The sequence below is a fragment of the Streptomyces sp. NPDC097640 genome, assembly GCF_040302705.1.
Classification (GTDB): Bacteria; Actinomycetota; Actinomycetes; order Streptomycetales; family Streptomycetaceae; genus Streptomyces.
In genome coordinates, this window is sequence record NZ_JBEOSB010000003.1 from 254,288 (window position 1) to 274,962 (window position 20,675).

The 20,675-nt window shown below is 72.3% G+C and carries 16 protein-coding genes; 2 read left to right on the forward strand and 14 right to left on the reverse strand.

All coding sequences use genetic code 11. From position 1 onward, the window contains the following. Positions 1 to 35: 35 nt before the first annotated feature. From ABTY62_RS05550 to ABTY62_RS05595, 10 genes are all read right to left on the reverse strand, one after another. Complete coding sequence (locus ABTY62_RS05550) at positions 36 to 869, reverse strand: carbohydrate ABC transporter permease (protein ID WP_352128073.1); 834 nt, start codon at positions 867 to 869, stop codon at positions 36 to 38. A 5-nt stretch (positions 870 to 874) separates the two neighbouring features. Further along, entirely contained in the window at positions 875 to 1,825 is a 951-nt protein-coding gene (locus ABTY62_RS05555) for a carbohydrate ABC transporter permease (protein ID WP_352128074.1), read from the reverse strand. Positions 1,826 to 1,843: 18 nt separating this feature from the next. Continuing rightward, entirely contained in the window at positions 1,844 to 3,064 is a 1,221-nt protein-coding gene (locus tag ABTY62_RS05560; protein WP_352128075.1) for a sugar ABC transporter substrate-binding protein, read from the reverse strand. A gap of 100 nt (positions 3,065 to 3,164) precedes the next feature. Then, on the reverse strand, positions 3,165 to 4,187 hold the full coding sequence (locus ABTY62_RS05565) for a LacI family DNA-binding transcriptional regulator (RefSeq protein ID WP_352128076.1): 1,023 nt from the start codon (positions 4,185 to 4,187) through the stop codon (positions 3,165 to 3,167). Between the two features lie 351 nt (positions 4,188 to 4,538). Beyond that, positions 4,539 to 5,759, reverse strand: a complete 1,221-nt coding sequence (locus tag ABTY62_RS05570; RefSeq protein ID WP_352128077.1) for a serine hydrolase domain-containing protein — start codon at positions 5,757 to 5,759, stop codon at positions 4,539 to 4,541. 73 nt (positions 5,760 to 5,832) lie between these two features. Beyond that, positions 5,833 to 6,600: an energy-coupling factor ABC transporter ATP-binding protein gene (locus ABTY62_RS05575; RefSeq protein WP_352128078.1), complete on the reverse strand. Its 768-nt coding sequence runs from the start codon at positions 6,598 to 6,600 to the stop codon at positions 5,833 to 5,835. Then, a complete protein-coding gene (gene cbiQ, locus ABTY62_RS05580; RefSeq protein ID WP_352128079.1) occupies positions 6,597 to 7,361 on the reverse strand; it encodes a cobalt ECF transporter T component CbiQ in 765 nt (254 codons plus the stop codon). The genes ABTY62_RS05575 and cbiQ overlap by 4 nt, the downstream gene beginning before the upstream one ends. Before the next feature lies 1 nt (position 7,362). Then, complete coding sequence (locus ABTY62_RS05585) at positions 7,363 to 8,565, reverse strand: energy-coupling factor ABC transporter permease (protein ID WP_352128080.1); 1,203 nt, start codon at positions 8,563 to 8,565, stop codon at positions 7,363 to 7,365. 196 nt (positions 8,566 to 8,761) lie between these two features. After that, positions 8,762 to 11,008 carry an MMPL family transporter gene (locus ABTY62_RS05590; protein WP_352128081.1) on the reverse strand — a complete coding sequence of 749 codons (2,247 nt, stop codon included), beginning with the start codon at positions 11,006 to 11,008 and terminating at the stop codon, positions 8,762 to 8,764. 152 nt (positions 11,009 to 11,160) lie between these two features. Next, the gene (locus ABTY62_RS05595) at positions 11,161 to 11,766 is read right to left on the reverse strand and encodes a TetR/AcrR family transcriptional regulator (protein WP_352128082.1); all 606 of its coding nucleotides are present in this window, start codon (positions 11,764 to 11,766) and stop codon (positions 11,161 to 11,163) included. A gap of 163 nt (positions 11,767 to 11,929) precedes the next feature. Here ABTY62_RS05595 and ABTY62_RS05600 point away from each other — a divergent pair, with 163 nt between their 5' ends. Beyond that, positions 11,930 to 15,367, forward strand: a complete 3,438-nt coding sequence (locus ABTY62_RS05600; protein WP_352128083.1) for a S41 family peptidase — start codon at positions 11,930 to 11,932, stop codon at positions 15,365 to 15,367. A 57-nt stretch (positions 15,368 to 15,424) separates the two neighbouring features. On the opposite strand, the gene ABTY62_RS05605 is transcribed toward ABTY62_RS05600, so the two are convergent. The 4 genes from ABTY62_RS05605 to ABTY62_RS05620 all read right to left on the reverse strand — a co-directional run bounded on the left by ABTY62_RS05605 (position 15,425) and on the right by ABTY62_RS05620 (position 19,157). Then, positions 15,425 to 15,655: a hypothetical protein gene (locus ABTY62_RS05605; RefSeq protein ID WP_352128085.1), complete on the reverse strand. Its 231-nt coding sequence runs from the start codon at positions 15,653 to 15,655 to the stop codon at positions 15,425 to 15,427. A 102-nt stretch (positions 15,656 to 15,757) separates the two neighbouring features. Continuing rightward, positions 15,758 to 16,666 carry an SDR family oxidoreductase gene (locus ABTY62_RS05610; RefSeq protein WP_352128086.1) on the reverse strand — a complete coding sequence of 303 codons (909 nt, stop codon included), beginning with the start codon at positions 16,664 to 16,666 and terminating at the stop codon, positions 15,758 to 15,760. Then, entirely contained in the window at positions 16,663 to 17,634 is a 972-nt protein-coding gene (locus tag ABTY62_RS05615) for an alpha/beta fold hydrolase (RefSeq protein ID WP_352128087.1), read from the reverse strand. Before ABTY62_RS05615 ends, ABTY62_RS05610 begins: the two co-directional genes overlap by 4 nt. Further along, positions 17,631 to 19,157 carry a flavin-containing monooxygenase gene (locus ABTY62_RS05620; RefSeq protein ID WP_352128088.1) on the reverse strand — a complete coding sequence of 509 codons (1,527 nt, stop codon included), beginning with the start codon at positions 19,155 to 19,157 and terminating at the stop codon, positions 17,631 to 17,633. The genes ABTY62_RS05615 and ABTY62_RS05620 overlap by 4 nt, the downstream gene beginning before the upstream one ends. Before the next feature lie 179 nt (positions 19,158 to 19,336). Here ABTY62_RS05620 and ABTY62_RS05625 point away from each other — a divergent pair, with 179 nt between their 5' ends. Next, complete coding sequence (locus ABTY62_RS05625; protein ID WP_352128089.1) at positions 19,337 to 20,560, forward strand: RNA-guided endonuclease InsQ/TnpB family protein; 1,224 nt, start codon at positions 19,337 to 19,339, stop codon at positions 20,558 to 20,560. The last annotated feature ends 115 nt before the right edge of the window (positions 20,561 to 20,675 follow it).

Genomic DNA, 20,675 nt, shown 5'->3' on the forward strand with positions numbered 1-20,675 from the left:
GCGTGAGAGGAGATGCGGTGGACCGTGGGCGGAGGTCAGTCCTTGACCGAGCCGCCGGTGATGCCGACCGCGATATACCGCTGGGCGATGACCAGCAGCACCGCCGCGGGTACGGAGGCGATGACGGCGGAGGCCATCAGGGCGTTCCAGTCGGTGGCGTTGGCGCCGATGAAGCGATAGATGCCGACGGTCACCGGGGTCACGGCGTCGCGCGAGGTCAGGGTGATCGCGAAGAGGAAGTCCGCCCAGGAGAAGAGGAACGCGAACAGGCCGGCGGTGATCAGGCCGTTGCGGCTCATGGGGACGACGATCCGAAGGAACGTACGCCAGGAGCCGGCGCCGTCCAGCGCCGCGGCCTCGATGACCTCGGTGGGGATATCGCGCAGTTGCGCACGGAGCAGCACCGCGGCGAACGGCACCGAGAGGGTGGACTGGGCCAGCATCAGCCCGATGGTGTTGTTGAGCAGCCCGATCTCGCTGTAGAGCGTGAACAGCGAGTTGGCCTTCACGATGCCCGGCACCATCTGCACGATCAGCAGGACGAACAGGAGCCCCGCGGCCCAGCGCAGCCGGAACTTCGCCAGCGCCCAGGCCAGCGGGGCCGACAGGGCGAGGGTGAGCACCACATTGCCGCAGGCCACGAAGAGGCTGATGACCAGATGCCGGCCCTGGGTGTCGAAGGCGGCGCGGTATCCGTCGAGGGTCGGGTCGGTGGGGAACCACTTGGGCGGGATGCTCAGCAAGGCCTGAGACGGCTGGAGCGAGGCGTTGAACATCCAGTACAGCGGGAAGAGCAGAACGCCGACGATCAGCAGTGCGATGCCCGTGCTGCACCAGCGGCGGGCGGTGGTCAGGGCGGCAGGGGACATCGGGACTACCTCTCGGACTGTTCGGCGCGGACCGCCCGCAGGTACACGAGCGCGCAGAGCATGGCGATGACGATGAGGACGTTGCTGACCGCGGCGCCCTGGCCGAACCGCAGGTTGGTGAAGGAGAGCTGGTAGGACCAGGTGGACAGCAGCTGGGTGGAGTCGGCGGGGCCGCCTTGGGTGAGCACCATGACGACGTCGAACGCCTTGATCGTGTAGATCAGTCCGAGCATCACGACGACCGAGCTGACCGGGCGCAGCAGGGGCCAGGTGAGGTGGCGGAACTTCTGCCAGGCGCCCGCGCCGTCCAGCGAGGCCGCTTCGTACAGCTGCGGCGGGATGGACTGGAGGCCGCCGTACAGAATCACCATGTTGAAGGGGATGCCGATCCATACGTTGGCGATGACGACGGCCGTCATGGCGTGGTCGGGGCTGACCAGCCAGGGGACGGGGTCGCTGATCAGGTGCAGGTTGAGCAGCACCTGGTTGATGACGCCGTAGTCCTGGTCGAGCAGCCAGCGGAAGACGGTGCCGGAGACCAGCAGCGGGAGCAGCCAGGGCAGCAGGAGCAGGGCGCGCAGTGTGCCGCTGAGCGGGAAGCGGCGGCGGAAGAACAGCGCGAGGCCGAGGCCGATGGCGAACTGGAGGATCAGCGAGGCGAGGGTGAAGACGGCCGTGTTCCACAGCGTGGTGGAGAAGAGGTCGTCGGTGAGGATCCCGGCGTAGTTGGCGAGCCCGGTGAACGGTGCGTCGCCGTCGTAGAAGGACGTCACGGAGTAGTTCTGGAAGGACATCACCAGATTCGCGACGATCGGGTATCCGAAGAAGATCACCAGGTAGAGCACGGCCGGCACATAGAAGCTCATGCGCGCCAGCCGCGCCCGGCGGGCGACGGCGGCCGCCCGGCCGTCCGAATGCGCCGCCGTGCGGACGGGCTTGTCCAGAAGGGTTGTCATGGTGGGCACCTCGCCTGATCAGTGGTCTGCCGACTGGGCCTGGCGCTGAGCGGCCGCGAGGGCCTTCGCCGGGCTCAGCTGTCCGGTCACGGCCTGTTGGAGTGCGGTGCGCAGCGCCTCGGAGACGGTCGGGTAGGCGGTGCCGAGTTCGGCGGTGCGGGACCGGGCCGTGGGCGCGCTGGCCACGAACGGGGCGAGATCCGGCTGCTGCTTCACCAGCCGCTTCGCTACGGCCGGGTCGGCGGGGATGTCGGCACGCAGCTGGGCCCACTGGAGCATGTGGTCGCGGCTGAGGACGCAGTTGAGGACCTTGAGGGCCCGGTCCTGCTTGTCCCCCTTCGGTACCGCCCAGGTCTCGCCGCCGAGCGGGGTGACCGGTGCGCCGCCGCTGCGCCGCGTGGGAAGCGGGACGACGCCGTAGTCGAGCCCCTTCTGCTTGCCGAGTGAGGCCAGCTGCCAGGAACCGTTGATCATCATCGCGGCGTGGCGGCCGATGAACTGCTCCGCGACATCCGACTGCTGCCAGTTCAGTGCCGACGTGGACACCGATCCGTCGCGGAACAGCGACGTCCAGTACGTGAGCGCGGAGCGGGACCGGGCCGAGTCCAGCTGTCCGAGGTCCGCGCCGGCGCCCCAGAAGAAGGGCTCGTACTGCCAGGTGCCCTCCTCGGTGGCGACGGCGGACAGAGCGAGGCCGTAGCGATGGCCCACCGTCAGCTTCGCCGCGGTCTCCCGGAGCTCTGCCCAGGTGGCCGGTGGTTCCAGGCCGGCCTTCGCGAAGACGGCCTTGTCGTAGAAGAGCGCGAGCCCGTTCACGCCCGGGGCGACGCCGTACAGCTTGTTCCGATAGGTGCCGGCCTTGAGCACGCTGTCGTAGAAGCCCTCGGTGCGCACTCGCCCCTCGAGCGGCAGGAGAGCGCCGGTCGAGGCGAGTTTGGGCAGATCGGGATTGTCGCTGAGGACCAGGTCAGGGAGGCTCTTCGCGGCGCCGTCCCGCAGGAGTTTGGGCACCAGCTGCGCGCGGGGCATGACCTCGCGTTCGACGGTGACGCCGACCTGGTCTCCGCAGGACCGGAGGATCTTGGTGAGTGCGGTGTTGCCCGGCTCGGCGGTGTAGTAGTCCGTGACGGTCAGGGTGTTCGGCGGCGTCTCGGCCGTGATGAGGCCGCAGCCGCCGAGCGCCGCGGTCAGGGCGAGCGCGGCGCAGACGGCGGTGGCTGCGCGGGTGCACGGGGGCAAGGGAGGTCCTTCGGGGTCGCGGGAGGGATCGCGCGCATGACTGCGGGCGACTTGGCGAGGGACGGCCGCCACGGCGAGGAGGTGTCGGCCGCGCGGGAAGCTACGGAGAAGTGGGGAGGGGGCTGGGGCGGGGAGGCGGAGGCGGGGGCGGGCCGGTGCTGGCCCGGACGGTGAGCCGCGGCTCCAGCAGGACCGGAGGCTCGCCCGCTCCCCCGGTCCCCTGGTCGATCCGCCGCCTGAGCAACTCGATGGCCCGCTCGGTGAGTCCGGCGGCCGGTACGGCGATCGAGCTGAGCGGAGGCGTGCCTGCCGTCGCCACCGCGTCCGAGCCCAGCACGACCAGCGACATGTCCTCGGGCACCGCGCGGCCGAAGCTGCGCAGCAGGGGCGTCAGATGAGCGGTGGCCGCTTCGTTCTGCACGATCAGCGCGGTGGCGTCCGGGCGCTCCTGGAGCACCCGGGTCAGGGTGCCCGCCGTGCTGTCCCAGTCTCCTTCGACCGGCCTGTGGATGAGCCGGACACCGCGGGCGGCGGCCCGCTCCATCGCTCCGGCGACGGTCCGCACGGCGAATCCGGTCCGGCGCCGGTACGCGGCCTCGGGGGCGCCCAGAAGGATCACTTCACGATGGCCGAGGTCGGCGAGATGGTCGACGCACAGGTGGCCGGCCGCGCGGAAGTCCAGGTCGACACAGGCCAGCCCGGCGGGATCGTGGGGCAGGCCGATGAGCACCGTGGGGACGGGCAGGCAGCGTACGGTTTCCAGCCGCGGGTCATGGATCCCGATGTCCATGAGGATCAGCCCGTCGAACAGCACCGCGTCCAGCACGCTGTGCTCGGCGTGGTCGGTGAGCAGCAGGACGTTGCAGTCGTGGCGGCGGGCGGCGACGCTCGCGGACAGCATGAACTCGGCGAGCAGCGGACGGTGCGCTCCGTCGTCGACGCGCACGGCCAGCCCGATGGTGTGCGAGCGGGCGGAGGCCGGGGGCCGGTAGCCCAGGGTGGCGATGGAGTCGAGGACCCGGCGGCGGGTCGGCGGGGATATGGGGCGCTTCCCGCTGAGCACATAGGAGACCGTGCTGACCGCGACGCCCGCGTGCCGTGCCACCTCGGTGATGCCGACCATGTTGTGCTGCCCGTCTTCTGTCTCCGTAGCCCATGCCGATGCCCATGCCCGTGCCCACGCCCACGCCCATCGAAGGGTTTCGACGCATCGACGGTGCGCTTTCAACTGCGCACGGCTTCGGCGAGATTAGGTAGCGGAAAACAGGGCAGTCCATAGATCGCGGAAATTTCGACGGATTTCGATGCGCGGGTCTGTGGACAGCACCAACTGCCGGACCGACTTCGTCGGGCCGGCTTGCGGCCGGGCCGACTTTGCGGCCGCGCCGGCGCCGGCGGGGGCTGGGGCGGCAGCCCCGGTTTCGGGAAGGGGCGGGGTGGGGGAAGACAAACCCCGCCCTGCGGCAGGCGCGCGCTACGCCTCCGACGCCGCCAAGGACGCCCGCAACGCCCGCACCAGCGCCTGGGCCCGCGGGTCGGCCGTGACGCCGCGCTGCATGCCGTTGGTGACATAGCCGAAGCCGATGCCCGCGTCGGGGTCGGCGAAGGCAAGGGAGCCGCCCCGGCCCGGGTGGCCGAAGGAGCCGGGGCTGAGGAGCGGGGAGGCCGGGCCGTGCAGCATGTAGCCGAGCCCGAAGCGGGTGCCGACGACCAGCACCTGATCCGGCCCCGCGGACTCCTCCGTACGGGCCAGGGTCACCGTCGCCGGGGCGAAGAGGCGGCCGCCGGACCGCAGGGGGCGCGCGGAGGGGCCCGAGGGCAGCGCGCCGATCAGCGCCGCGTAGAAGCGGGCCAGCGCGTCGGCGGTGGCGACGCCGCCGGAGGCGGGCAACTCGGCGGCGAGGTAGGCGGGGTCGTTCTCGTCGGGCATCGGGCTGATCGCCCCGAAGGCGCGCCGGGTGAGCGAGTCGGGGTTCTGGTACGCCTCGGCCACCGACCGCTTGGGCCGCAGCCGCGGGCCCTGCGCGGCGGCCACCGGCGGGGCCTCCACGGGCCCGATCCGGCCCACGCGGCCGCGCTGCCCGTCCGGCAGCCCGAGCCACAGGTCGAGGCCGAGCGGCCGGGCTATCTCCTCGGCTATCCAGCGCCCGATGGTGCGCCCGCTGACCCGCCGCACCAGCTCGCCCAGCAGCCAGCTGTACGTCTGCGCGTGGTAGCCGTGCGCGGTGCCCGGCTCCCATACGGGCTGCTGGGCGGCGACCGCCCGCGGGCCGTGGAAGCCGTCGATGGCCTGGACGGGGGTCAGCGGGGTGTCGAGCACGGGCACCCCGGCGCGGTGCGCGAGCAGATGCCGTACGAGGACCCGCTCCTTGCCGTTCGCCTTGAACTCCGGCCAGTACGTGCCGACCCGGCCGTCGAGGTCGAGCTGGCCGCGCTGGTGGAGCAGCAGCGGTACGGCGGCGGCGACGCCCTTGGTGACGGACCGGACGACCTGCGCGGTGTCCTGGGCCCACGGCTCGCCGTCCGCGCCCCCCTCAACATCCTTGATGCCGCCCCACAGGTCGACGACCTTGTCGCCGTCCCGGTACACGGTCACCGCCGCACCCCGCTCGCCGCGCCGGGCGAAGTTGTCCACGAAGGCGTCCCGGACCGGTTCGAATCCGTCGGCCACCGTGCCCTGGACCTGGACGTCCACCACTGATCCGTACTCCCACCATGCCGAGGGCGATGCGTGCACCCCCCATGGTGCATCGCCCCCGCCGGATACCTCAGACCGGGGCGGTCACCGAGCGGGGGTCGAAGCCGAAGGGCAACTCCAGTCGATGTTCCCGCATCAGGGCCTCGTCGCACAGCAGGTCCTGGGTACGGCCGTCGGCGGCGATCACTCCGCCGCTGAGCACCACGGAGCGCGGGCACAGCTCCAGCGCGTACGGCAGGTCGTGGGTGACCATCAGCACCGTGACGTCCAAGGAGCGCAGGATGTCGGCCAGTTCGCGGCGCGAGGCTGGGTCCAGGTTGGACGAGGGCTCGTCCAGCACCAGGATCTCGGGCTCCATGGCCAGGACGGTCGCGACCGCCACCCGCCGCCGCTGCCCGAAGGAGAGGTGGTGCGGCGGGCGGTCGGCGAACTCCGCCATGCCGACCCGCTCCAGGGCGTCCACGACCCGCCGCTCCAGCTCCGCGCCGCGCAGCCCGGACGCGGCCGGGCCGAAGGCGACGTCCTCGCGCACGGTCGGCATGAACAGCTGGTCGTCGGGGTCCTGGAAGACGATGCCGACACGGCGGCGGATCTCGGCCAGGTTGGCCTTGGAGACCGGCAGCCCGGCCACCGTGACCGTCCCGGCGCCCGCGTCCAGGATGCCGTTGAGGTGCAGGACCAGGGTGGTCTTGCCCGCGCCGTTCGGCCCGAGCAGCGCGACCCGCTCGCCGCGGGCGACGGCCAGCTCGACGCCGAAGAGGGCCTGGTGGCCGTCGGGGTAGGCGTAGGCCAGGCCAGATACCCGGAGGGAAGGCGCGGGGGAGGGCGGGACGGTCATATCGATATCCATCCGGTCAGGCAGACCACCAGCGCGGTCAGCGGGAGGGTCGCGGCGGACAGCCACTGGGCCCGGGTCGCGGTCATGTCGTCGATCACCGGCATCGTGCCCGCGTAGCCCCGGCTGATCATCGCCAGGTGGACCCGCTCGCCGCGCTCGTAGGAGCGGATGAACAGCGCCCCGGCCGACTTGGCGAGCACGCCCCACTGACGCACCCCGCGCGCCTCGAAGCCGCGCGACTGGCGGGCGATGCGCATGCGGCGCATCTCGTCCGTGATGACGTCCCCGTAGCGGATCATGAACGACGCGATCTGGACCAGCAGCGGCGGCATCCGCAGCCGCTGAAGGCCCAGCAGCAGGGCGCGCAGCTCGGTGGTGGAGGCCAGCAGCACGGACGCGGCGACCCCGAGCGTGCCCTTGGCCAGGATGTTCCAGGCGCCCCACAGGCCGGGGCGGCTGAGCTCCATCCCGAGCACCGCCACGCGCTCGCCGTCCGCGACGAACGGCATCAGCACGGCGAAGGCCACGAAGGGGATCTCGATCAGCAGCCGCCGGAGCAGATACCCCGCCGGGATCCGCGCCACCGCCGCGACCGCCGCCAGCACCGCCGCGTACGCCCCGAAGGCCCACACCGCCTCGCGCGGGGTGGAGACGACGACCAGGACGAAGCAGAGCACCGCGGCGAGCTTGCACTGCGGCGGGAGAGCGTGCACCGGCGAGTGGCCCTCCCGGTAGAGCTTGTGGGCGTGGCCCGCGCCCATGTCAGACCCCTTCCGGGTGGTGGGCGGCGGGGACGGCGGCGGGCTCGGCCGCGGCCTTCCTGGCGCGGCGGCGTACGACCACGAACAGCCCGGAGCCGACGGCGAGGGTGGCCCCGACCCCGATCACCCCGGCCAGGCCGCCGGAGAGCCGGGCGTCGGTGACGTCCTTGACGCCGTAGTCGGCGAGCGGGGAGTCCTGGGCGGCGTGGTCCTCGGTCTTCTTGTCGATGCCGTTGTCGGCGGCGACCTTCTCCAGGCCGTCGGGGTTGGCGGACGCGTAGAAGCTGACCACACCGGCGCACAGCAGCGCGGCCGCGACGCCGACCGCCCACACCCGGCGCGCGGACCGCCGCGAGGCGGGCGCCGCCGCCGGGGCCGCGGCCGCGGCGGCGGCGGCCACCGGAGCTGCGGCGCCCCCCGACGCCGCACCCCCTGCCGGTGCGGCCCCGCCCGCACGCGCCGGGGCTCCCGGGGCGGCCACGGCGACCGTGCGGATCTCCATGGTTCGGGTCAGCCCCCGCGCGCCGTACACCAGGTCGGGGCGTACGGCCACCACCGCGCCGACGGTCAGGGCCGTGATCGCGGCCTCGCCGATGCCGATCAGCACATGCACCCCGACCATCGCGGTGAACACCTTGTCGAGCGAGACATGGGCCGTGCCGCCGAGCGCGTAGATCCCGGTGAAGGCGACGGCCGCGGCCGGTACGGACACCAGGGCAGCGACGAAGGAGGCGACGGTCACCGAACGGCGCCGCCTGGGCGCCAGTTTCAGCAGACCGCGGAAGACGGCGTACGCCACCACCGTGGTGACCACCGCCATGTCCGTGATGTTGACGCCGAGCGCGGTGAGGCCGCCGTCGGCGAAGAGCACGCCCTGCATGAGCAGCACCACGGAGACGCACAGCACCCCCGTGTACGGGCCGACGAGTATCGCGGCCAGCGCCCCGCCGAGCAGATGCCCGCTGGTCCCGGCCGCGACCGGGAAGTTCAGCATCTGTACGGCGAAGATGAACGCGGCGACGAGCCCGGCCAGCGGAGCGGTCCGCTCACCACCCGAGCCACCCGAACCACCCAGGCCACCCGGGCCCCCGCCCTCCCCCAGCTCCCGCCGGGCGCCGCGCAGGCTGACGGCGACCGCGGCGGCGGCGACCACGCCGGTCGCCACGGACACCGGGGCGTCGATGAATCCGTCGGGGACATGCATGGCGGGGCTCCGCTTCTGCGCCGGGGGTGTCCGATACATCCACGGAATCCGCCAATCCGGTTATCCGCCCGATGATGGTAACCCGCTATTGCAACCTATTCGCAAGAGCGCTGTACCCGCGAAAACCCCCGCACACACGTGAGCGGCGGCCCTCCGCGTACTCGCGAAGGGCCGCCGCACTGAACAGCGGGGGTACCTAAACCCGGGTCAGATCCGCGTCGGGATCCCGCTCGTCGTCCCGCGCCTCGCGCGCCGCGGGGCCGGGGTCGAGCTGCTTGCGCAGCCCCTCGCCCTCCACGTCCACGTTGGGCAGCGCCTTGTCCAGCCAGCGCGGCAGCCACCACGCAGACTTGCCGAGCAGGGCGAGCACCGCCGGAACGATGGCCATACGCACGATGAACGCGTCGAAGAACACCGCGATGGCGAGACCGAAGCCGATCATCTTCACCATCGACTCGGACGAACCGATGAACCCGGCGAAGACGCTCATCATGATGACCGCGGCCGCGGTCACCACCCGGGCGCCGTGCTTGAAGCCGGTGACCACGGCCTGGCCCGGCCGCTCGCCGTGGACGAACGCCTCGCGCATCCGGGTCACGAGGAAGACCTCGTAGTCCATCGCCAGGCCGAAGACGACACCGATCATGAAGATCGGCATCATGCTCATGATCGGACCGGGCTCCTCGACGTTGAACAGGCTCCCGCCCCAGCCCCACTGGAAGACCGCGACGACCGCGCCCAGCGCCGCCACGACGGACAGCAGGAAGCCGAGGGCCGCCTTGAGCGGCACCAGCAGCGACCGGAAGACCACCATCAGCAACAGGAAGGCCAGCCCGACGACGAGGGCCAGGTAGGGCACCAGCGCGTCGTTCAGCTTCTTCGAGATGTCGATGTTCATCGCCGTCTGCCCGGTCACCAGCACCTCGGCGCCGGTCCCGGACTTCAGGGACGTGGCCTCGTCCCGGATGTCGTTCACGACATGCTCGGTGTCCACGCTGCTCGGCTTGTACTTGGAGATGACCGTCAGCGTCGCGGTGTCGACCTCCTTGTTGTAATTGGGCCGGCTGACCGACGCGACGCCCTTGACGTCGTGGATGGTCTTGCGGGCCTGCTCCACCGCGCCCTTGGGGTCGTCGCTGCCCTTGGCGTCGATGACCACCATCAGCGGTCCGTTGAAGCCCGGGCCGAAGCCGTCGGACATCAGGTCGTACGCCTTGCGCTTGGTGGTGTCGGTCGGCTGCGAGCCGTCGTCGGGCAGGCCGAGCTCCAGGCTGGCCACGGGGACGGCGGCGGCGCCCAGGCCGAGCACGCCCAGCAGCAGCACCGCCACCGGGCGGCGCAGCACGAAGCGGGCCCAGCGGGTGCCCGCGTTGGGCTTCTCCTCGCCCTGCGCCTCGCCCTCCTCGCCCTTCTTGGCGGCCTTGCGGACCTTGCGGGGCAGCACCCTGGCGCCCGCGAACCCCAGCAGCGCCGGGATGAGGCTGATCGCGATCAGAACGGCGATGACCACCGTGCCCGCCGCGGCGAAGCCCATCTTGGAGAGCATCGGGATGTTGACGACCGCGAGGCCGACGAGGGCGATGACGACCGTGAGCCCGGCGAAGACGACCGCGGACCCCGCGGTGCCCACCGCGCGCCCGGCGGCCTCCTCCCGCTCCCGCCCCTCGGCCAGTTCGGCCCGGTAGCGGGAGACGATGAACAGCGCGTAGTCGATGCCGACCGCGAGGCCGATCATCATCGCCAGCGTCGAGGTCGTGCTGGACAGACCCAGCGTGGTGGCCAGCGCGGTGATCCCGGAGATGCCGATGCCGACCCCGATGATCGCGGTGAGCAGCGGCAGCCCGGCGGCGACCAGCGAGCCGAAGGTGATCAGCAGGACGACCGCCGAGATCGCGATGCCGATGATCTCGGTGGCGCCGGTCTCCGGGAACTGCTCCAGCGCGTCACCGCCGATCTCGACCGCCAGCCCCGAGGCGCGGGCGTCCTGGCCCGCCTCCTTCAGCGCTTCCCGCGTCTTGTCCTCCAGCTCCATGGCGCTGACCTTGTACGAGGTCGAGACATACGCCGTGGTGCCGTCCTTGCTGACCCCACCCGCCTTGTACGGGTCGGTGACGGAGGCGACCTCCTTCGAGCCCGACTGGAGCTCGCGAACGGTCTTCTCGACGGTGGCCTTGTTGGCCGCGTCGGTCATCTTCTCGCCGGCCGGTGCCCGGAAGACCACGCGGGCGGTGGCGCCCTGCGCGTTGCCGCCCGGGAAGCGCTGCTCCAGTACGTCGAAGGCCTTCTGGGCCTCCGTCCCCGGGATGGAGAAGCTGTCGTTGGTGGGTTGCGAGGCGGTGGCGGCGCCGACCCCGGCGACCGCCAGGAGCGCCACCCATATCAGGGCGACGAACCGACGTCGCCGGAAGGCGAATCGGCCGAGTTTATACAGGAACGTGGCCACGAGGAGAGATGCTCCCGTCGAATAGGCGTGACTGGGCAGGGGTGGGGAACCAGACGGCGACGAGAGCGGCGCGCCGGCTGGAGCTCTATGGGGTTGTGGGGGTGCGGCGTTGCGGGTGCCGGGTTTGGGGGGGGGAAGGGGAGAGGGTCGCCTCAGGGGGAGGCGGGGGACAGAACACCGAGGGCGGGGAGGATCACGGCGTCGATGTAGTCGAAGAGGTAGTCGGCGTCCGGCTCCTTGGCCTCGACCAGCGCCCGGGTGGTGAAGGCGCCGAGCAGCAGGTGCACGGTGTACTTGAGGGCGGGGCGGTCCGGGGCGACCTCACCGCGGTCGACGGCGCGCTTGAGCAGCATGTCGAACGCGCCGAGTTCATGAGTGATCAGGAGTTCGCGCAGCGCCTCGAGCAGATCCGGGTTCTGGTGGGCGGCCAGGGCGAGCCCGCGCATCAGCGCCGCGTCCCGCTCCCGGGCCTCGTCGCCGCACCGCACCATCTCGCGCAGATCGCCGCGCAGCGATCCGGTGTCGATGTCCTCGAGCGAGACGGGCTTGGTCTGTCGCAGTGCGGTCGCGACCAGCGCCGGCTTGCTCTTCCACTGCCGGTAGAGCGTGGCCTTGCTGGAGTGGGTGCGGGCCGCGATCGCGTCCATGGTCAGCGCGTCGTAGCCGACCTCCGTCAGCAGCTCCATCACGGCCTGGTACAGCTCGCTCTCCCGCTCGGGGGACAGCCTGCTGCGGCGTTTGTCCAATGCCTGCACCATGCCCTCCTTCCGACGCATTCGAGCGCTGCGAACGAAACGGTTTCGTACACCTCCAGAGTAAGCCCAGATCCGCCCGGCGCTTCACGAAACCACCCCGTATCGCTCGTGGTATGCGTCACAAGACCGAGTTGCCCTGAAGGGGCCGCCCCGGAAGGATGGTCGGGTGAGCGATGGTCTGTCGAACGCGCCGGGCCCGGGCGGCCGCGCGTACCTCCGGTTTCCGCACCTGCACGACGACTTGCTCTGCTTCGCCGCCGAGGACGACCTCTGGGTCGCGCCTCTGGCCGCGCCCGGCGAGCCACCCGGCCGGGCCTGGCGGCTGACGGTCGACCGCACCCGCGTGGGACACCCCCGCTTCTCCCCCGACGGCTCGCACATCGCGTTCACGACCTGGCGCAGCCTCGACCCCGAGATCCATCTCGCCCCGGTCGACGGCGGCCCGGCGCGCCGGCTGACGTACTGGGGCGGCACGGACGCCCGGGTCTGCGGCTGGACGCCCCCCGACCAGGACGGCACCTCCCACATCCTGGCCGTCTCCTCCCACGACCAGCCCTTCTCCTACTTCTCCTGGGCCTACAGCCTGCCCACCGACGGCAGCCCCGGCGGGCGGCTCCCCTGGGGCCCGGTCTCCGACATCGCGGTCGCCGACACCGACGGCGAGCGCCGCACCCTCCTGCTGACCGGCAAGCCCCCGCACGAGCCCGCCTCCTGGAAGCGCTACCGGGGCGGCGCGACGGGCCGGCTCTGGCTGCACGGCACGCGCCTGGTGCCGGAGTTGAACGGACACCTGGACTCGGCGATGTTCGTCGCGGGCCGGATCGCCTTCCTCTCCGACCACGAGGGCATCGGCAACCTCTACTCCTGTCTCCCCGACGGCACCGATCTGCGGCGCCACACCGACCACGCCGACTTCTACGCCCGCCACGCCTCGACCGACGGCTCGCGCGTCGTCTACCAGTGCGCCGGCGACCTGTGGCTCGTCGACGACCTGGGCCCGCGCGCCGAGCCGCGCCGGCTGGACGTACGCCTCGGCGGCGCGCGCACCGGGCGGCGCCCGTACCAGGTCCCGGCCGCCTCGCACGTCAACTCGCTGTCCGTGGACACCACGGGCCGGGCCAGCGCGGTCTGCGTACGGGGCAGCCTGTACTGGCTGACCCACCGCGACGGCCCCGCCCGCACCCTCGCCGACACCCCCGGCGTCCGGGTCCGGCTGCCGGAGATGCTGGGCGACACCGGGCGGGTGGCGTATGTGACGGACGCCGAGGGCGAGGACGCCATCGAGATCGCGTATCTGCCGCGCGCGACGGGCCCGGAGGAGCGGCGGCGGCTGGCGGCGGGCCGGCTCGGGCGGGTGCGCGAGATGGTGGCGTCGCCGGACGGCAAGCGGCTCGCGGTGGCCGCGCACGACGGGCGGCTGCTGCTGCTCGACACATCGCCGGACACCCCGGAGGACGCGTCGCCGGACGCGTCGTCCGACGCCGCACCGGAGACGGAGCCGGACGGCGCGGAGCCGATCCCCACACCCTCGCCCGACGCCGACACCGACACCGACACCGTCGACGAGGTCGGCGAGTTGATCCGGTCGACGAACGGCCCGGTGCGCGACCTCGCCTTCTCCCCCGACTCCGCCTGGCTGGCCTGGTCGCACCCCGGCATCGGCCGCTCGCTGCGCCAGATAAAGATCGCGCGGCTCGCGGACCACACGGTCGTGGACGTGACCAGCGGCCGATTCGAGGACGAGGAGCCGGTGTTCACCCGCGACGGCCGGTATCTGGCGTTCCTGTCCTGGCGCGGCTTCGACCCCGTCTACGACGTGCACACCGGCGACCTGTCGTTCCCGCTCGGCTGCCGCCCCTACCTCGTACCGCTGTCCTCGGCGACCCCCTCCCCCTTCGCGCTCTCCCCCGAGGGCCGCCCGGCGGCGGGCGGCCTCGACCGGGACGGCGCGCAGGCGGGGGGCGGCGACGGCGAGGCCGAGGGCACGGTCACGATCGAGGTGGAGGGGCTGCCCAGCCGGGTCACCGCCTTCCCGGTGGCCGCCTCGAAGTACTCGGCGCTGTACCCGGTCAGCGGCGGGGGCCTGGTGTGGCTGCGCTGGCCGATCTCCGGCGCGCTCGGCGAGACCTTCGCCAACCCGGCCGAGACCTCCTCCCGCCCCACCCTCGAACACTTCGACCTGGTCAAGGCCAAGCGCACCGAACTCACCGACGACCTGGACTGGTTCGCGGTCAGCGGCGACGGCACCCGGCTGGTCGTCAACGACGACGGCGATCTACGGGCGGTGCCCGCCACGGAGACCGCCGACAGCGACGCCACCGTCCACATCGACATGCGGCGGATCCAGCACACCGTGGACCCGGCCGCCGAGTGGCGGCAGGCGTACGACGAGGCGGGCCGGATCACCCGCGCCTACTACTGGGAGCCGCGGATGTGCGGCGTCGACTGGGACGGGGCGCTCGCCCAGTACCGTCCGCTGGTCGAACGGGTCGCCTCCCCCGACGAGTTCGCCGACCTGCTGCGCGAGGTGCAGGGCGAGCTCGGCACCTCGCACGCGTATGTCATCGCAGCCCGCCGCAACGAGGGCCCGGCCCACTACCAGCGGCCCATCGGCCTGCTCGGCGCCAACTTCGCGCGCACCAAGGACGGGCGCTGGACCGTCTCCCGCATCCTGCCCGGCGAGTCCTCCGACTCCCGGGCGCGCTCGCCGCTCGCCGGCACCGGCATCCGCGACGGCGCCACGCTCACCCATGTCGACGGCCGCCCCGTGGACCCGGTCGCCGGCCCCTACCCGCTGCTCACCGCCGCCGGGGGCACGACCGTCGAGCTCACCTTCCAGCCCGCCGGCAGTGCCGATGGTGAGAGTCCGCCACCGCGCCGCGTCGCGGTCCAGCCGCTCATCGACGACCGGCCGCTGCGCTACCAGGACTGGGTGGCCAAACGGCGTGCGGTGGTGCGCGAGTTGAGCGACGGGCGGTGCGGCTATCTGCACATCCCCGACATGGGCGGCTCCGGCTGGGCCCAGTTCAACCGCGATGTGCGCAGCGAGGTGTCGCTGCCCGCGCTGATCGTGGACGTACGGGGCAACGCGGGCGGCAACATCAGCGAGCTGGTTGTCGAGAAGCTCACCCGCACCATCATGGGCTGGGACCTGACCCGCCACGCCGAGCCCGTCTCGTACACCAGCAACGCGCCGCGCGGCCCGATCGTCGCGGTCGCCGACGAGATGACCTCCTCCGACGGCGACATGATCACGGCCGCGTTCAAGATCCAGGGCATCGGCCCGGTGGTGGGGCTGCGCACCTGGGGCGGGGTGGTCGGCATGACCGGCCGCCACCGGCTCGGGGACGGCACGGCCATCACCGTGCCGATGAACGCCGCGTGGTTCGACGCGTACGGGTGGGGGGTCGAGAACTACGGCGTGGAGCCGGACATCGAGGCGCCGCGCTCGCCGCTCGACTGGGCCGAGGGCCGCCATCCGCAGCTGGGCGTCGCGGTACGCACCGCGCTCGACCTGCTGGAACGCCACTCGGCGGCGACTCCCCCTGACTACTCGGACGTGCCGGACCTGCGGCGCCCGAAGCTGCCGCCGAGAAGCGGCTGAGGTGACGGGGCGCACCCGATCTCCCGGATGCGCCCCACCGAGGTCAGGCCATCGAGGTCACATCTCCTCGTAGGGCTCCTGGTCCTCGACGCCTTCCTCCCGGTCCCGCGTCGCAGGCCCACGGCTCTCCCGGCTCTCACGGCTTTCACGCGGCGGCTGTTCGCGCCGCTGCTGCTCACGCCCCTGCTGCTGGGACTGCCGCCCGCGCTGTGCGTCCTGGCTCTGTTCGCCCTGCGCTTTGCGCTTGGTCTGCCGGGCCTTCTCGTTGAACTGGTCCTTGCTGGCCATCGATGTCACTCCTCAAGGGGTGGCAGAGGTGCCACGCGGCGTGGCCGCATGTCGATGTCGCAACCAGCGTGACATGCGGAAACACGCCCCGCATGTCGGGCCTCACGGCTTCCGCCGGCCGCCCTCCGCCCGCGCCTTCTCGTCCGCCTCGCCGCCCGCGCCCACCAGCCCGCCCCGCAGCCCGCGCGTCGCCGCGAGCCGGGGCTCGACGCGGCGCATCTCGCGCGGGCCGACGGTCCCGACCAGCGCGGGCAGCACACCCCGTACGGACTGCATGCCGCGCAGCCACCACTGTCCGTACACATGCGCCGAGCGCCGCTCGATCCCGTCCACCAGCCGGTCCACGGCCGGGCCGAGCGGATAGGTGCGGTTCGCGGGCCAGGGCAGCCGCCGCCGCAGCTCCCGGGCCACGTCGTCCTGGTCGGCGCCGCGCACCATGTCCGTGTCGGTCCAGCTGAGATAGGCCACCCCGACCTGTACGCCGCGATGGCCCACTTCGGCGCGCAGACAGTGCGCGAACGCCTCGACCCCGGCCTTGGACGCGCAGTACGCGGTCATCATCGGCGCGGGCGAGAGCGCGGCGAGCGAGGAGATCTGGAGCAGATAGCCGCGGCTCGCGACGAGCGCGGGCAGGAACGCGCGGGCCGTGGTGACGCTGCCCAGCAGATTGACCTCGATGACCCGCCGCCAGGCCGTCTCGTCGGTGTCGAGGAACGGACCTCCCTGGGCCACACCGGCGTTGGCCACGACGATGTCCACCCGCCCGAAGCGCTCGACGACCTCCCGGGCCACCCGGGTCATCGCCTCGTGGTCGGTGACATCGGCGTGCCAGGTGGCGGCGTCCGTCAGCAGCCCCTCCGCCACCCGCCGCAGCCCCTCGGGCTCAAGACCCACCAGCGCCACCCTGGCGCCCCGCGCCGACAGCTTCCGGGCCAGCAGCTCCCCCACGCCCCGGGCCGCCCCGGTCACCACGGCGACCCGGCCCTCCAGACTTCCGCGCAGACCGCTCATGACTCCTCCGCTCCTCGTACTCGTCCGCTCTCGGGAACCGCCGCTCTCGCGCCTCCCGGATCGCCGTACGTCGCCACCAGCCCGCGGATCACCCCGCTCACCGCCGCCGGATCCTCCACCGGTGCCATGTGCCCGAGCCCGTCCAGCTCGGTCAAGCCGACGCACCGGGGGAGCCGGTCGGCCAGCGCCCGCGCGTGCTCCAGGGGGGTCAGCCGGTCGGCCGTGCCGGCGAGGACGGCGGTGGGGACGGCCAGCCGGCCGACCTCCGCGTCGAGGTCGAGGTCGCCGATGACCCGCGCCCACGCGGCCCGCACCGCCCGCGGGCAGTCGTGCACGATGCTCGCGCACGCGTCCACCACGGCGGGGCCCGCCTCCGGGCCCATCGTCACGTACTTCAGCAGGCGTCTGGAGAGCGGCGTCACCGGCCCGAGCGGCGCCCGCGAGCCCAGCAGCGCGCGCTGCACCCGCACCCGCAGGCGCTCGCCGCGCAGCGGTACGACGCGGCCCCGCTCGATCAGCCGCGAGGAGCCGGTGTTACACAGCAGCACGGCCGCCGCGCGCTCGCGCAGCTGCGGCCGGTCGGCGGCCGCCATGAGCGTCATGCCGCCCATGGAGTGGCCCACCACGACGGCCCGCTCCCCGGGCGCGAGGGTCTGCTGGAGCACCGCCGCGAGGTCGTCGGCGAGCGCGTGGGTGCTGTAGCCGCCGGGGCCGGCGGCGGGGCTGCGGCCGTGGCCGCGCTGGTCGTACAGCACGACGCGGTGGTCGGCGGCCAGTTCGCGGACGATCGGCGCCCAGAAGGCGGTCGAGCAGGTCCAGCCGTGCGCCAGCACCACGGCGGGGGCGCCCTCGGGCCCGTGCAGCTCGGCGTGGAGGCGGGAGCCGTCGGCGGAGATGACGGACAGTTCGCTCACGGCGACGGGCGGCGCGTACGGCCCCGCGGCGAGCCGCGCCGGACGGCGGCTCACCGCTCCCCCCGCCCGGCGCCCGCGCCCACCACATCCGGCTCGGCGCCCCGCTCCGGCCGCAGCACCCGGTACTCGGTGGCGTCCACCCTCCGCGTCACCCAGCGGAACTCCGACGTCGACCCGGGCCACACGGTCGTGTTGCGCCCGTTCTGCAAGTACCAGCTGTCGCAGCCGCCCACGTTCCACACCGTACGGCTCAGCCGCTCCTGCACCCGGTCGGTCCACGCCCGCACCGCCGAGGGCCGGGCGTCCAGCGCCACCTTTCGGCCCGCGGCGCCGCCCAGCACGTCCAACTGCCGCATGAAGTCGGCCAGATACGCCAGCTGGGCCTCGATGACGAGGATCATCGAGGTGGTCCCGACCCCGGTGTTGGGCCCGATGATCGTCAGGAGGTTGGGGAAGCCCGCCGCGCTGGTGCCGCGCAGCGCCTCCATGCCGTCCCGCCACTCCTCCGCGAGCGTCGTCCCGTACGCCCCGGTCACCCGGTGCGCGATCGGCATGTCGGTCACCTGGAAGCCGGTCCCGAAGATGATCGCGTCGGCCTCGGCCTCGGTGCCGTCGGCGGCGACGAGCGTGGCGCCGCGCACCTCCTTCAGCCCGGCGACGACATCGACATGGGGCTGGGCGAGGGCCGGGTAGTACTCGCTGGACAGCAGGACGCGCTTGCAGCCGATGCGGTAGTCGGGCGTCAGCCGGGCCCGCAGGGCGGGGTCCCCGACGGCCCGCCGCATATGGCCGAGGGCGACCCGCTCCACCAGCCGCAGCGAGTCGGGCCACCGGGTGAACGAGCAGGTCTGTAGCTCCCGCACCCCCCACAGCACCGCCCGCCGCAGCGCGCGGGTCGCCGGGACCCTGGTGTGCAGCCACTGCTCGGCGGCCGAGATACGGCGGTCCATGCGCGGCAGCACCCAGGCCGGGGTGCGCTGGAAGAGGGTGAGCCGGTCCACCTCGCGGTGGATGGCGGGCACGATCTGGATGGCCGAGGCGCCGGTGCCGATCACCGCGACGCGCTTGCCGCGCAGGTCGTAGCCGTGGTCCCAGCGCGAGGAGTGGAAGACCTCGCCGGGGAAGCCGGCCAGGCCGGGGATGTCCGGGATCTTCGGGTCCGACAGCGGTCCGGTGGCGCTGACCACGACATCGGCGGTCAGCGGACCGGCCGCGGTGTCGATCTCCCAGTGCAGCGCGCGCGGGTCCCAGCGCATGGCCCGCACCTCGGCGTCGAAGCGCAGGTGCGGCCGCAGCCCGAACGTGTCGGTGACCCGCTCCAGATACGCCCGGATATGCGGCTGCCCGGAGAAGTTGCGCGGCCACTCGGGGTTGGGCGCGAAGGAGAAGGAGTACAGATGGGACGGCACATCACAGGCGCAGCCCGGATAGGTGTTGTCCCGCCAGGTGCCCCCGACCGCCCCGGCCCGCTCCAGGACGACGAAGTCGGTGATCCCCGCCCGGCGCAGCCGCACGGCCGCCCCCAGCCCGCCGAATCCGGCTCCGATCACCGCCACCCGTACGTGTTCCCGCGTCACCTGGAGCCTCCGAGGTTGCCCCGGCCTTCAGGCCGGGGAGGAATCGGACTCCTGCGGAGCAGGGCAGTGAACGGGGTTTCGCCCGCAGGGCGAAACCCCGTCCACGCCGTGACGGGGTGCGGGAGCCCACAACGGTCAAGAGCTCTCAATTGTCAGTCCTCCCGGATAGGTTGGCATGCATGACGACAGGAGCGATCACGGAGGATGCCGGGCATGCCCGGCACACCTTCCGTGTGCGTCTGTCGTCCACGGCCCGGCGCGCCCTCGAAGCCGAGTGGGACCGGTGCCGGTGGGTGTGGAACGAGTGCGTGGCCAAGAGCAGGGTGGTGCACCTGCACAACAAGGCCCACCCGGAGGACAAGCGGACGTGCGGTCCGGCGCAGCTCGACAGGATGCTGACCGAAGCCCGCAGGAAGACACCGTGGCTGCGTGAGGGCTCGTCCGTGCCGCAGCAGCAGCTCATACGCGATTTCGGCAAGTCCCGCGCGAAAGCGCACAAGGACATCAAGGACCGGTTGCCGGTCAAGCGGCGGGCCGGGATGCCCAGGTACAAGAAGAAGCGCGAGGCCGACCCGAGCCTGAACTACACCCGGCGTGGCTTCCGCCTCAAAGACGGCGGCCTGCACCTGGCCGGGAACATCGCGGTAACGGTGGTGTGGTCGAGAGATCTGCCCGCCGAGCCGTCCTCGGTGCGCGTGTACCGCGACAGCGTCGGGCACTGGTACGCCTCGTTCGTCGTCCCTGCTGAAGTCCAGGCGCTTCCCTCCACCGGCCGCGTGCTCGGGATCGACTGGGGTGCGAGGGAGACCGCCACCACCACATCCGACGACCACGACCTTCCCCACCCGGAACACGGCAGGAAGGCCCAGTCGAAGCTGTCGCGGTACGACCGGATGATGGCCCGCCGCAAGCCCGCCAAGGGGCAGGCCGCCTCGAAGGGCTACCGCGAAGCGAAGCACCTGCGCGCCAAGGCGCACAAGAAGGCCGCCCGGCAGCGGCAGGACACCGGACGCAAGTGGGCCAAACGCGTCGTGCACGACCACGATGCCATCGCCGTGGAGGACTTCCGGCCGAAGTTCCTCGCCAAGACGTCGATGGCGCGCAAGGCGGCCGACGCCGCGATCAGCGCCACCAAACGCGCTCTGACCGAGATGGGCCGCAAGCACGGGCGGGACGTCCACCTCGTGCATCCCGCGCACACCACGATGGACTGCGCGCAGTGCGGAGCGAGAACCAAGCACGCGCTACCTCTTTTCGAACGAACCTATGCCTGCACCGCATGCGGAGCCGTATCCCCCAGGGACAAGAACTCCGCCCGCGTGATGCTGGTCCGGGCTGGTCTCAACCCGGCTGGTGCCGAGGGCGTAAGACCTGCGGGAACGCTGCTCCCGCAGGCAGCCTGAGCCAGGAATCCCCTCCCCTGCCGGGAGGGGAGGATTCAATTCAGCACCGGTCATGGGGCCGCCTCCCGCAACACTCGGAACCGCGCCAGCGATTACTGGCACGGTTTGAGCGTAG